Annotated in this window: 9 protein-coding genes and 1 riboswitch; of the genes, 6 read left to right on the plus strand and 3 right to left on the minus strand. The window is 60.1% G+C overall.

Annotation, left to right across the window (positions count from 1 at the left end; all coding sequences use genetic code 11):
• Nucleotides 1-2 precede the first annotated feature (2 nt).
• Nucleotides 3-2,183 carry a methylmalonyl-CoA mutase family protein gene (locus ABCS64_RS00405; protein WP_418889972.1) on the minus strand — a complete coding sequence of 727 codons (2,181 nt, stop codon included), beginning with the start codon at nt 2,181-2,183 and terminating at the stop codon, nt 3-5.
• Nucleotides 2,176-2,625: a hypothetical protein gene (locus tag ABCS64_RS00410; RefSeq protein WP_418889973.1), complete on the minus strand. Its 450-nt coding sequence runs from the start codon at nt 2,623-2,625 to the stop codon at nt 2,176-2,178. Before ABCS64_RS00410 ends, ABCS64_RS00405 begins: the two co-directional genes overlap by 8 nt.
• A gap of 215 nt (nt 2,626-2,840) precedes the next feature.
• Nucleotides 2,841-3,066: riboswitch (cobalamin riboswitch) on the minus strand.
• A gap of 449 nt (nt 3,067-3,515) precedes the next feature.
• Here ABCS64_RS00410 and ltnD point away from each other — a divergent pair.
• The 6 genes from ltnD (at nt 3,516) to ABCS64_RS00440 (ending at nt 10,844) form a co-directional block, all read left to right on the plus strand.
• Nucleotides 3,516-4,412 (plus strand): L-threonate dehydrogenase, encoded by an 897-nt coding sequence (gene ltnD, locus ABCS64_RS00415; protein WP_418889974.1) that lies wholly within the window; start codon nt 3,516-3,518, stop codon nt 4,410-4,412.
• Between the two features lies 1 nt (nt 4,413).
• On the plus strand, nt 4,414-5,664 hold the full coding sequence (gene otnK / locus ABCS64_RS00420) for a 3-oxo-tetronate kinase (protein WP_418889975.1): 1,251 nt from the start codon (nt 4,414-4,416) through the stop codon (nt 5,662-5,664).
• The gene (otnC, locus tag ABCS64_RS00425; protein WP_418889976.1) at nt 5,661-6,293 is read left to right on the plus strand and encodes a 3-oxo-tetronate 4-phosphate decarboxylase; all 633 of its coding nucleotides are present in this window, start codon (nt 5,661-5,663) and stop codon (nt 6,291-6,293) included. Before otnK ends, otnC begins: the two co-directional genes overlap by 4 nt.
• A gap of 2 nt (nt 6,294-6,295) precedes the next feature.
• Nucleotides 6,296-7,078: a 2-oxo-tetronate isomerase gene (gene otnI, locus ABCS64_RS00430; protein ID WP_418889977.1), complete on the plus strand. Its 783-nt coding sequence runs from the start codon at nt 6,296-6,298 to the stop codon at nt 7,076-7,078.
• 25 nt (nt 7,079-7,103) lie between these two features.
• A complete protein-coding gene (locus tag ABCS64_RS00435) occupies nt 7,104-8,744 on the plus strand; it encodes a GntP family permease (RefSeq protein ID WP_418889978.1) in 1,641 nt (546 codons plus the stop codon).
• 315 nt (nt 8,745-9,059) lie between these two features.
• Nucleotides 9,060-10,844 carry an alpha/beta hydrolase gene (locus tag ABCS64_RS00440; protein WP_418889979.1) on the plus strand — a complete coding sequence of 595 codons (1,785 nt, stop codon included), beginning with the start codon at nt 9,060-9,062 and terminating at the stop codon, nt 10,842-10,844.
• 231 nt (nt 10,845-11,075) lie between these two features.
• Here the strand turns inward: ABCS64_RS00440 and ABCS64_RS00445 are convergent, their stop codons facing one another.
• The gene (locus ABCS64_RS00445) at nt 11,076-12,455 is read right to left on the minus strand and encodes an IS1380 family transposase (RefSeq protein WP_418889980.1); all 1,380 of its coding nucleotides are present in this window, start codon (nt 12,453-12,455) and stop codon (nt 11,076-11,078) included.
• Between the last annotated feature and the right edge of the window lie 293 nt (nt 12,456-12,748).

Consider the following 12,748-nt stretch of genomic DNA (forward strand, 5'->3'; position numbering starts at 1 on the left):
ATTTACCCCATGTACTTTTCTTGCAGTTTTTTGTTGATTTCGTAGCAGTTGGCGCGAACGTGGATGTAATCGTCCACCCCGGCCGCATTGAACGTCTCGGTGACTTCGGGCGGTTGCTTGCCAGCGACGATGACCGTGGTATTCGGCTTGGCCGCTTTGATCCGTTTTGCGACAGTCGGCACATAGTCGGGATAGGTGGCATCGGTCGAGCAAATGACGACGACCGGTGCGCCGGAAGCCAGCGCTGCGTCCGCCGCTTCTTCCGCCGTGGCGAAGCCCTCGTTGCCGATGACCTCAAAGCCGGCGACTTCGAAAAATCCGCGGGCGAAGTCCGCGCGCGGCTTGTGCTGGGGAATCGGCCCCATGTTGGCGAGGAAGAGACGGAGTTTTTCGCCTTTTTCCGCAAACCGGGTTTCGACATCCTGGCGCAGATGCTCGAACGCCTCTGCCAGACGGGCGATCTTGAGCGGTTCGGCGGTAGGACGTTCACTGTCGAAACTGCTTAGCACTTCAAAGAGCTGGCTCAGCGTTGCGCCTTTATCCACCGCGTCGATAGCCAGTTCGACGGACGCGCCGACCGGGCTGGAAAAGCCTTTTTCGATATTGGTGAGATCGAATCCCAGCGTGTAGTCCTGATTGATGTGGGCGTGCTGCGCAACATCATCGACGCGCGTTTGCTTGAGCGCTTTCCGATCGACAAGCGGCACTTCGATTTTCTTCTCGACCAAGTTGGCGTACATATTGGTGCCGAGAATGACATCGCTGCGTGTTTCGACAGCCTTGGCGCGTTTTGCTGCAGTGGCTGCGGCCATTTTTTGCGGCAGGCCGGCCATGATTGCGGCGGACATGCCGCCATTCTTTTCGATTTCCTGGAAAATTTTCCAGGCGGACTGACCGAATTCATGCGTCAGCTTTTCGATGGAGTAGGCGCCGCCGCCCAGGTCGATCGGCATGGTGAAGCGCGATTCTTCCTGGAGCATGACCTGTACGTTGCGCGCGATGCGGCGTGAGAAACGATCCGGCGTGCGAATCGGTTCGTCGAACGGCGACAGATGCATGCTGTCTACGCCGCCCACTGCGCCGGAGAAGCCTTCGCTGGTAACGCGCAGCATATTGACGTAGGGGTCGAAGACCGTCTTGTTATATGCCGAGGTGCGTCCGTGAATCGTCATTTTCTGTGCGTCTTCATTACCGCCGAAGGCGGCGACGATCTGCGCCCACAGGATGCGTGCCGCGCGCAGTTTGGCAATTTCCATGAAGAAGATCGAGCCAAGCGAGAAGCCGAAGCGAATGCGCGGGGCGACCTGGTCGATGGACAGGCCTCTTTGGATCATTTCACGCAAATACTCGGCCGCCGTGGCGAGCGCGAAGGCGACTTCTTCCGTCGAGGCTGCGCCGGCATTGTGATAGGGATGCCCCTGCACGAAGATCGTTTGCAGCTTCGGTGCTTTTTTGGCTGCCCACGCTGTCGCTTGATGCATGCTGTCGTAAGCCATCTTAAGCGAAACCGGCAGTTTGCCTTCGGTTGCCAGTACGGCCAGCGGGTCGCTGCCGACACAGCCGTCGACCCAGTGCAGATGATTGACGCCCGCTTCGTTGTCTTGCATGGCAACCGACAGCATGGCCAGCATGGGTAGTGAAATAGCGCCCGTGAAGCACTGCACGGGGACTGTTTTCAGATCGATGCCCTGAAAAATCGTCGAAACATCGTGCAGGGTTTCCAGCGAAACGCCATCGCGGCCGACGTCCTCTTCAGAAGCGTTGGCTGGGCTTTGCCCGCTGCGCGTCGGATGGTCGAGCACGATGTTGAGGCCGGTCTGTCCGCGGGCGATATCAAAGCGCGCTTCCTCATTGAACGTTTGCGGGAAGGCGAGCGTGAGTTCCTGATTGATTTTCCACGGCGCCTTGATGTACCCGTTCGGGCGCGTACTGCGCACGAATGGCTGGAAGCCCGGCTTGGATTTTAGGTGCGGCAAGCCTTCAATATCTTCGGCCATGTAGATCGGCTCGATCGTCAATCCCTCGTAGGTCTTGGTATACATGACCTTGTCGAAGGGCGCGCCTTTCAAGGCGGCGGTAGCCTCCTCTTTCCACTCCTCCTTGCTGGGCTTCTTGAATTCATCGAAAAACCCGCGCTCGGCATCGATTTTCGTGATGTCGACCGTTGTTTGTTGGTCACTCATAACTTTCGGCTCCTGTAGTGTTGCCGGGATATGTCTCCATAACCCGCGCCTGTTGTGTGAAGTTGGCGTAAAATGGCGTCGCCGCAGCCTCCTCGGCGGTCATGTCCAGTGAAAGCGTTGCAGAGGCCTTGGCGACATTGACTGACGATGTCGGCGCTACGCAGGTACGTATGCCGACATCAGAAATCTGGAAACGAACGGATGAGCCTGGCGGCTTTCCCCAATTGCCGCCGCCATCCCGACTATCCGCAGTACGCGTGCCGGCGCGATGGCGCAAGCCATCCGCGCGGCGTGCATTCTGCGCGTGAAGACAGCCGGTATAACAGAGATAAGCCATACCAGTGCGTGTGCACTGGAGACCTGCGGCGGCAAAGGGCCGAAAGGGTAAAGTTCGGTTGGTCGCGTTTCCAGTCATCTGGAAGAGATTTTCCATCAGCGTCATGATTCACCTTTCTCGAATACGATGCATGAATTCGTGAAAAGGGGAATCAGGTCGTGAGATCAACTGCCGGGAATTCGTAAAACTACGAAAACCGTACGAATGCACGTTTTTGTGCGAGTCTGTACAGACCGCAATCGTTGTAATTGGCGTTTCTGAACGGTATCGGAAAAACCGGGCAGCTAATCAACGAAACCTCACCCCTCACCCCGAGGTTGGCAGTTCGTTCATCCCAGGCCGGTCTTCTGGCTTGCCTTCATCCTCTTCCGGCGCCTTCCCATGCGATGCTTTGCACAGTGGCACTGTTGCCGGATTCGTCAGGCCTACAGCAGCGGGGGGCTGCACCGGAATGCTTGTCAAAGGCTGTCTCGACAAGACCACCGGTTTCCCGTTTCACCTTCCCCACAGAACAGGGGGCGAGGCACCTGAAATTCAGGCCGTAGGGTAAATCGCAGCGCCCGTCTTGGCAATGTGGTTAACCACATTCAGACGGGCAATATAAAAGACTTTGAATTTTTGGCCGGTTTTCTCATTTATATAAAATGGTGAAATGATGGCATGAGGAGATAAACAGGCTGGCGTGCAGGTCGCCCCGGCCGGTTTATTGAGGAATGTGCCAGGCTGTTCGGCATGGGAACGCCGCGTTGCGTGGTTCTCCGGCTTCGCCGATGCCCCCGATTGGGCGCCATAATGAGTTTTCTTTTTTCGACGGAATGTTATGCCGACACTCAATCGGTCTGACGAAATTCACTTTGTTTTCCGGTCGGATGGCACTATTCTGTTATCTGGGGTTTGTTCGGTTTCCGCAGGATTAAGCGTGTCCGGGCGAAGCCGTCTGCCGAAACAAACACCTGATATCCATGCAGATACGAAGATACGATGAGGAGTCCGTCATGGCGTATTCAGTAGCGGTCATTGGTTTGGGTGCGATGGGTATGGGAGCGGCGCAGTCCTGTGTGCGCGCCGGTCTTGATACGTATGGCGTGGATTTGTCTGCGCAGGCGCGCGACATTTTGCAGGCTGCCGGTGCGAAAGCGGTTGCAGCATCGGCGGATGGTTTTGCCGACAAGCTTGATGCGGTGCTGCTGCTCGTGGTCAATGCCGCGCAGGTGGACGCTGTGCTTTTCGGCGAAAGCAAGCTCGCTGACAAGCTCAAGCCCGGCACGGCGGTGATGGTTTCTTCAACGATTGCCGCGCAGGATGCCTGCCGTTTTGGCGAGGCGCTCGCCGCGCGCGGCCTGCTGATGCTGGATGCGCCGGTTTCCGGCGGCGCGGCGAAAGCGGCAGCGGGCGAGATGACGGTGATGGCAGCCGGTGATGACGCTGCGTTCGCCAAGTTGCAGCCGGTGCTGGATGCGGTCGCCGGCAAGGTGTACCGCTGCGGCAAGGACATCGGTCAGGGCGCGACGGTCAAGATCATTCACCAGCTGCTCGCTGGCGTGCATATTGCCGCCGGAGCGGAGGCGATGGCGCTGGCCGCCAAGGCCGGGATTCCGCTCGATTTGATGTACGACGTGGTCACGCACGCCGCCGGCAATTCGTGGATGTTCGAGAACCGCATGAAGCACGTTGTCGATGGCGACTACACGCCGCTGTCGATGGTCGATATTTTCGTCAAGGATTTGGGCCTGGTGACGGATACGGGCAAGGCGCTGCGTTTCCCGCTGCCGCTCGCGTCCACGGCGTTCAATATGTTCACCGAGGCGAGCAATGCCGGGCACGGCAAGGAAGACGACAGCGCGGTAATCAAGATTTTCAGCGGCATCGAGTTGCCGAAAAAAGGGGGCTAAGATGTTGCAGTTAGGGGTGATTGCCGACGATTTCACCGGCGCGAGCGACATCGCCAGTTTTTTGACGGAAAACGGTCTGCGCACGGTGCAGATGAACGGCATTCCGGCGCGCGCCCTGCCGGACGGCGTTGATGCGGTGGTGATCAGCCTGAAATCGCGCTCGATTGCCGCGCAAGAGGCGATAGCGCAGTCGCTCTCGGCATTGCAGTGGTTGCAGGCGGCAGGCTGCCAGCAGTTTTTCTTCAAGTATTGTTCGACGTTTGACAGCACCGCCGCCGGCAATATCGGCCCGGTGACGGATGCGCTGCTCGATGCGCTGGGCGAGGATTTCACGGTGATTTCCCCCGCGCTGCCGGTCAACGGGCGGACGATTTTTAACGGCTATCTGTTCGTCGGCCAGGTGCTGCTCAATGAATCGGGGATGCAGGATCACCCGATTACGCCGATGCGCGATGCCAGTCTGCCGCGCCTGATGGACGCGCAGGCGCGCGGCAAGACAGGGCTGGTCGCCTATCCGGACATGGCGCAGGGCGCGGCGCACGTCAGGGACTGCTTCGCCCGTCTGCGCGCAGACGGCTACCGCTATGCGGTCGCCGACAGTGTCGATAACGCGCAACTGGCGGTGCTGGCCGAGGCCTGCCGCGATTTGCGCCTGGTTACCGGCGGTTCGGGGCTGGGCGCGTATCTGGCGGCGCTACTTTCCGGCAGCAAAAAGGGCGACAACGCTTTTGTGCCGAAGAAAGGGGCGACGGTGGTGCTTTCCGGCTCGTGTTCGGTGATGACCAACAAGCAGGTCGCCACCTATAAGGCCGTCGCGCCGCACCGCTTCGTCGAGGCGCAGGCCTGCATCGAGCGGGGCGCGGACTATGCCGCTGAACTCGCCGCCTGGGTCGTCAGCCATTTGGACGATAAACACGCACCGCTGCTCTACGCCACCGTGCCACCGGATGAACTCAAAGCCATTCAGCAACGCTTCGGCATGGAAAAATCCAGCCATGCCATTGAGCAGGTGTTTGCCGCCGTCGCGGAAAAGCTGCGCGCGCAGGGCGTGGTGAATTTCATCTGCGCGGGCGGGGAAACGTCCAGTATCGTCGTGCAGCGTCTCGGCGTGGACGGCTTCCACATCGGCAAGCAGATTGCGCCCGGCGTGCCGTGGCTGCGCGTGCTCAATGGCGAAGTCTATCTCGCGCTGAAATCCGGCAACTTCGGCACTGAGGATTTCTTCGCCTATGCGCAGGGGATGTTCGCATGACCGAACTTGAGCAAAAAAACCAGATGGTGGCGCTGGCCGCGTCGCTGTTTAACCGGGGTTACAGCGTCGGCGGGGCGGGCAACCTGTCCTGCCGCCTGGACGGCGGGCGTTTCCTCGTCACCCCCACCGGTTCCTCGCTGGGGCGACTGACGGCGGAACGGCTGTCGGTGCTGGATAGCGACGGCAATCTGCTCGCCGGCGACAAGCCGAGCAAGGAGTCCGTCTTCCACCTCGCGCTGTACCGCAAGAATCCCGCTTGCAACGCCATCGTCCACCTGCATTCCACCTACCTCACCGCGCTATCCTGCCTGCAAGGGCTGGATCCTGCGAACGCGCTCAAAGCGTTCACACCGTATTACGTCATGCGCGTCGGCGCACTGCCGGTCATCCCTTATTACCGCCCCGGCCACCCCGACATTGCGCGTGAACTGGAAGCGCGGGCGCTCACGGGCCGCGCCTTCCTGCTCGCCAATCACGGCGTGGTGGTCACGGGCAGCGATCTCACCGACGCGGTGGATAACACCGAAGAACTGGAAGAAACCGCCAGGCTGCATTTCATCCTGCGCGGCGAAAACATCCGCTATCTGACGGATGACGAAGTTAACGATCTGAAAAACCGGGGGAAATAACCATGCCCAAATTTGCTGCCAACCTGACCATGATGTTTGCCGACCGCCCCTTCCTCGAACGCTTCAAGGCGGCGGCGGACGCGGGCTTCCGCTACGTCGAATACCTGTGGCCCTACGACTATCCCGCCGCCGAGCTGAAAGCGCTGCTGGACAAGCACGGCTTGAAGCAGGTGCTCTTCAACAGCGCGGCGGGCGACACCAAAAACGGCGAATGGGGGCTGACCGCCCTGCCGGGGCGCGAAAGCGAGGCACGGCGCGACATCGACCAGGCGCTGGAATACGCCATCGCCCTGGAATGCCCGACCGTGCATATCATGGCGGGCGTCGTCCCCGCCGGCGCTGACCGCAACGCCTATCTCAACACCTACATCGACAACGTGCGCTACGCCAGCGAACGCTTCCGCCCGCACGGCATCCACATCGTGCTGGAAGCTCTCAGCCCGCAGGTCAAACCGAATTACCTGCTGAAAAGCCAGTACGACACGCTCGCCGCTGTCGAAGCCATCGACCGCGACAACGTGCGGATCCAGTTCGATTACTACCACGCGCAGAACGTGGACGGGCAGTTGAGCGCGATGACCAAAGCGATGTTTGCGCGCATCGGCCACATCCAGATTGCCTCCGTCCCCGACCGCCACGAGCCGGACGAAGGCGAGGTGAACTACCCCTACATCTTCGCCCTGCTCGACGAACTCGGCTACGCGGGCTACATCGGCTGCGAATACAACCCGCGCGGCAAAACCGAAGACGGGTTGGGCTGGCTTGCGGCCTATCGGGAAAAATGACACCCAGATCGACGATCCACAAGTAATGGGAAACGCCGGTGTGGCTTGCAGCCCGCACTGGCGGCTGGTCGCTGTGCCGATCGACCTGTTCCGCCGCCAGCCGGCAAACGACTTTCTAACGTACAACCTGACTGAGGAGCCTGATATGGAAACAGACACCGCAAATACGCTGTTTGGCTTGCCGATGCCGATCGTCGGTTTGATCATCGCGGTTTTTGTCCTGATCTATCTGGTCTTGCGCACGCGGGTGCACGCGTTCATCGCCATGCTGATCGCTTCCGCCATCGCCGGTATGCTGGGCGGCCTGAGCGCGACCGATACCGTCAACGCGATTACCAAAGGCTTTGGCAACACGCTGGGCAGCATCGGGATCGTCATTGGCCTGGGCGTCATGATGGGGCGGATCCTCGAAGTTTCAGGGGCTGCCGAGCAGATGGCCTACAGCTTCATCCGCTTCCTCGGCAAGAAAAAGGAAGAATGGGCGCTGGCGATCACCGGCTATATCGTCAGTATCCCGATTTTTGTCGATTCGGCCTTTGTGGTGCTCTATCCCGTTGCCAAGGCGCTGTCGAAAAGCAGCAAACGCTCGCTGCTGACGCTGGGCGTCGCGTTGGCCGGCGGCCTGGTCGTTACCCACCACACCGTGCCGCCGACGCCGGGGCCGCTGGGTGTCGCCGGGATTTTCGGGGTCGATCTTGGCGCCATGCTGCTTTCCGGCATGATTTTCGCCGTACCTTGCGTCATCGGCATGGTGCTCTATGCGCAATGGCTGGACAGACGTTACCCGGACTTTAACGCGGAGGCTTTTGGCGAAGCGGCCATGCCAGAGACGTCCGCAAACGACCCGGACCTGCCGCAAGGCAAGCCGCTGCCCAGCCTGTTTCTGTCCATGCTGCCGATTGTTCTGCCGATTGCGCTGATTTTCATCAAAGCGATTGTCGACATGGGCGCCGGCTATTTTATTGAAGGCGGCGATGCCCTCAAGCTGTTCAAAACGGGTGCGTGCTACCAGACCATTGCTTTTGTGGGCCATCCGGTCGTTGCGCTTGCCCTGAGCGTGCTGGTTGCCGTGTATACCCTGATGCCGCGCGCCAACGCTCATGATACGGCCATGCGTCTGGAAGAAGGGGTGACCAGCGCCGGCATCATCCTGCTGGTCACGGGGGCCGGCGGTGCACTCGGCGCCATTCTGCGCGACAGCGGGGCGGGCAAGCAGCTGGCGGAACAGATCGCCCAGCATCTGCCGTTTTCGCCAATCATGATTCCTTTCATCGTCGCCACACTGATGCGTTTCATCCAGGGGTCGGGGACGGTGGCGATGATCGCTGGCGCGTCCATCTCGATGCCGATTCTCTCCGAAATCGAGGGAATCAACATGCTGATGGCCGCCAATGCCGCGACCATGGGGTCGCTATTCTGCGGGTATTTCAACGACAGCCTGTTTTGGGTGGTGAACCGGATGATGGGCATTGCCGAGGTGAAAAAGCAGATGATTGTCTGGTCGGTTCCGACGACTATCGCCTGGGGCATCGGCGGCGCGTGCGTCGCTTTGGCCAACTTCGTTTTCGGTCAAGGCGGCAAACTGATCGATCCGCTGCTGCCGCTGGTGATTCTGGCCTTGGTCATGGCTTACGTGTTACATATGAACAGGCAGATTGCCGAATGAATCATGGCGGTCGATGCTGGGAAGCCCGTGTAATACGGGCTTCCCAGCCTTGGTGCGTCAGAAAACACGTTAGAAATTTTTGAAAAACAGGGGCAAAATTGCGGCAGGAGGGTAGGTGTCCATAAAATCCGCTCCGGCAAAATATCAATGTGTAAAGTATTCGTTGCCTGCAGTGCCGTGTTGCCTCGCCGCTGCGCATTGCCGGCGCCGGTAGCGCGCAAGCGGGCGTTGTTGCTGGGCGGGCCGATTGACCGGGGCTGACCGGAGCTGTCCGGTTTAGGCCGTGGGCCGCCAATCTTTTTCAGAGAAAACGACATGAAAACTTCCTCTTCCCGCCGTAGTTATTTTCTGGCGGCCTTGTTGGCTTTCCTCGCGCTATGCGTGTCCTGGCTGGGAAATCGCATTGAGCGCGATTTCGGCCGGGTGGACGTCAACACCGTGATATTCATGACCGAGGAACTGCAGCCCGTGGTCGCCAAGTTGTATCGCCCGCTGACGGCGACGGCCGAACACCCCGCGCCGGGGCTGCTTGCCTTGCATGGTTACCAGAGCGATAAAGAAGCGGCTTCCACCTTTGGCGCGCTGGAGCTGGCGCGGCGCGGCTATGTAGTGCTGGCGATCGACCAGTTCGGCCACGGTTATTCGACCCAGTCCCCCGCTTCAAACAAGAACATGAGCGGTTCAAACAATGGTTACCAGTACCTGAAAAGCCTGCCTTTCGTCGATGCAAACCGCCTGGGCATTTTTGGTCACTCCACCGGGGCGCTCAATGCCATCCGTGTCGCCAGAGCCAACCCCGATCATCGTGCAGTCAATGGGCAGAGCAGCAACGGCGGGGAGATGAGGGGGTTGAACAACTACCTGCTGACTCAGGGCTTGTATGAAGAAATCGGGGGGTATCGTGAAAGAACGTTTCCGGTCAAGGATCTTGTCCGCAATGCCACCCGTCTCAAGGCGTTCGATTTGCCGGCGGACGCCACGTTGGAATGGAACCATACCTACGGAAATTTTACCGACGGCAGCGCTCGGCGCGCCGATTTGGTAAGCGGCACCCATCTGGGCGTCATGATTTCCGCCGAGACCAACCGGAGTGCCATCGACTGGTTCGGGCAGGCGTTCGATCAAAAAAATAATATCGATGGCTACACTTACTGGCATAAGGAGTTTTGCGGCCTGGCTGCGCTTTTCTTCGCCTTGGCGGCCATGCTCTTCCTGGCTAACGGCCTGCTGGCATTGCCTTACTTTGCCGCCGCCTGCCAGCCGGTTGAGCGTGCGTCCTGGCTGCCTCGGCGGACCTGGCTGGGCTTGGGCATGATCAATATCGCCCTGACCATGCTGCTTTATCCCGTTTTCACCCAATGGGGCGGAGCGAACGAGCCGATCGCCGCCGTGCTGCCGTTCATGCCGCTGGAAATGGGCAATGGCATCATCACCTGGCTGCTGGTCAATGCCCTGGTCAGTGTCGTGTTCTTCATTTTATGGCGGCACGGCCAGCCCATTCCGCTTGATCGTCTTGGCATCACGGCGGCGCCTGCGCAGGGGCGGGGCATCTGTCGCCATGTCGTACTGGCGTTCCTTCTCGCTGGCACGCTCTATGCGTTGACATTGTTCATCTATAACCTGTTTGCCCAGGAGCTGCGCTTCCTCTGGCCCTTGCTCAAACCGATGACCAACGCGCGCTGGCGGATTTTTCCTGTTTACTGGCTGCTCATTTTTATCGCTTTTGCCGCCATCAATGGCCTGATCCTCACCGCGCAGATGAAGCAGCCGGTCGGAAAAAGCTTTGCTGTGACCTGGTTGCGCTGGAGCCTGGGCAGCATCGCGATCTCGGTTGGCGGCCTGTGCATGCTCTGGTGCCTGCACTTTATTCCGAATTACCTGCAAATCGGCCCCGGTTTCGATGTGCTGGGATTGCCGAAATTTGGCGGCCGCTGGATGATGATGTTGCCGGTCATCATCAGCCAGTTCTGCGCGATGATCGTCATCAATCACTGGTGCTACCTGAAAACGGGCTATATCTGGCTGGGCGTGACACTCACTTCGCTGCTGATGGCCTGGATGATGGTTGGCGGCCAGGTGATTGGCCGTTTTACGGCTTAACCCGCATTTCTCACACTCTCACGGTTCGGCCCCCGTTGGCGCGGTTTTTTCCTTCACGCGTCGCCGTGACCGCGAGGATTCAGGCCCGCGAGCGGCCAATGGAGTGCAGGCGGGTGAGGTTCTGCGAGCGGTCAGGTGCGTTGAGGGGGCAAGCGGCGCTGTTTGGGCATGAGACCGCCTCGCGCGAACGGGAGCGCGATCGGATCAGCAGGGCCACGGTGGCGTGGCGGATCAGCCGGGGGCGAGTCTGGCCTGGGCCAGGCGCCAGGTGGTCTGGAACGGATGACTGCTGGCCATGCTGACATGGATGCGGCGCACGCTGATCTTGACCCGTGCGCCGATCTTGAGCAGTTTCAGGCGCAGGCTCTCGCAGGTGGCCTCGGCCAGTTCGGTGCCAGCCAGCCCGATGCGGCGCAGCGCTTCGAGCATGACGTAGGCGAAGGAGGCGAACCACAGCCGCAGCTGATTGGCCCGCATCGTCGCCGTTGAGGTGCGATCGGCGAACAGGTGTAGCTGGCACTCCTTGATGCGGTTCTCCATTTCGCCTCGGGCGCAGTACAGCGCCTCGTACAGTTCGCGTGCCGGCCAGCGCTGAGCGTCCAGGCTGGTGACGATGAAGCGCGGATTGGCCTTGCCCGGCAGCTGCTCGGCCTTGCCGACGACCCGCCGGGCGCACGACCAGCTGTCAAGGGTGCGGTAGGTGAAGTCGCGAAACCGCCGTGCGGGCTTGCCGGTCTGGGTGCATTCGGCCTGCGCCTGGCTCATCTCGGTTTCGATCTGGGCCTTGAGCCGGTCGTTCTTGGCCAGCCCGAAGACGAAGTCGATGTGCGTCTGCTCGCACCAACTCATCAAGGCATCGCGCGCAAAGCCCGAGTCGGCACGCAGCACGATGCGCACCTCCGGCCAGTGGCGGCGGATCTGGGTGACGATGCGTTCGAGTTCATCGATGCTGCCCGCCGAGGCATCCGTGTTGGCCCGGCGCAGCTTGGCGGCGAGCAGATGTCGGCCGCAGAAGATGTACAGCGGCAGGTAGCAGTAGCCGCCGTAGTAACCATGGAAGAAACGCCCTTCCTGCTGGCCGTGCAGCGGGTCGTCGGTGGCGTCCAGATCGAGGATGATCTCGTCAGGTGCCTGCTCGTGCGCCTCAATGAAGCACGCGACGAACAGCGACTCGAAGGCCGCCGGATCGTGAGCGATCTTGTGATAGCGCGAACCGTCCTTGGTGTCGGGGGCATGTTCGAGCCGGTTCAAGGTCGACTTGCCCGCCAGCGGCTCGCAGCCCTTGCGCCGAGCGCTGAGCTTACCGGCCAGCGTGGCCAGTACCGGGTCACGGCGCAATTGATCGTGATCGTTCAGGTCCTCGTAGCCCAGCGCGATCCCCACGATCCGTTGCATCACCAACGTGTGCACCGTGTGTTCGATCAGCTCCGGATCGCGCCCATCCTCGAAGCAGGCCGCCACCCGTTCGGTCAGCCGCAAGGTGCGATCGACCTCGCGCAGCAACAGCGCGCCCGCATCCGAACTGATCTGCCCTCCGTCGAAATCCACCGCCACCTGGCGGCCATCAATACGCTTCGCGCATGGGCTGACTACGGTACACTGTGTCGGCATCGCGGCTTCCTCAGAGATATGGTTAAGTCGTTCTCGCAAAAAAACTTTCTTATATCTCCGGCCGCGATGCACCTTCTATCTGTGAGAAATGCGGGTTAAGTCCGGGGCGTCTGGAAAATGCACGTAAAAATGCGCCCGCCTAAAGACCGGAGGCCGCTATGCCGGCGCATTTGCGGCCATATCGACCGTGCCGCTTCCGCAGGCACCGGCTTGGTGTCGGGCGCAGACATATTTCTAAAGGCCAAAGGCCCGAATCTGGCGGGTGGTGTGACGAAACGCCGATGCTGTAGTGG

Source organism: Dentiradicibacter hellwigii, from assembly GCF_041770905.1.
Classification (GTDB): domain Bacteria; phylum Pseudomonadota; class Gammaproteobacteria; order Burkholderiales; family Rhodocyclaceae; genus Propionivibrio; species Propionivibrio hellwigii.

Excerpts from the sequence above, each read along its gene's own strand:
- ABCS64_RS00405 (WP_418889972.1), bottom strand. The coding sequence starts at position 2,183 with ATGAGTGACCAACAAACAACGGTCGACATCACGAAAATCGATGCCGAG.
- ABCS64_RS00410 (WP_418889973.1), bottom strand. The coding sequence starts at position 2,625 with ATGACGCTGATGGAAAATCTCTTCCAGATGACTGGAAACGCGACCAAC.
- ltnD (WP_418889974.1), top strand. The coding sequence starts at position 3,516 with ATGGCGTATTCAGTAGCGGTCATTGGTTTGGGTGCGATGGGTATGGGA.
- otnK (WP_418889975.1), top strand. The coding sequence starts at position 4,414 with ATGTTGCAGTTAGGGGTGATTGCCGACGATTTCACCGGCGCGAGCGAC.
- otnC (WP_418889976.1), top strand. The coding sequence starts at position 5,661 with ATGACCGAACTTGAGCAAAAAAACCAGATGGTGGCGCTGGCCGCGTCG.
- otnI (WP_418889977.1), top strand. The coding sequence starts at position 6,296 with ATGCCCAAATTTGCTGCCAACCTGACCATGATGTTTGCCGACCGCCCC.
- ABCS64_RS00435 (WP_418889978.1), top strand. The coding sequence starts at position 7,104 with ATGGGAAACGCCGGTGTGGCTTGCAGCCCGCACTGGCGGCTGGTCGCT.
- ABCS64_RS00440 (WP_418889979.1), top strand. The coding sequence starts at position 9,060 with ATGAAAACTTCCTCTTCCCGCCGTAGTTATTTTCTGGCGGCCTTGTTG.
- ABCS64_RS00445 (WP_418889980.1), bottom strand. The coding sequence starts at position 12,455 with ATGCCGACACAGTGTACCGTAGTCAGCCCATGCGCGAAGCGTATTGAT.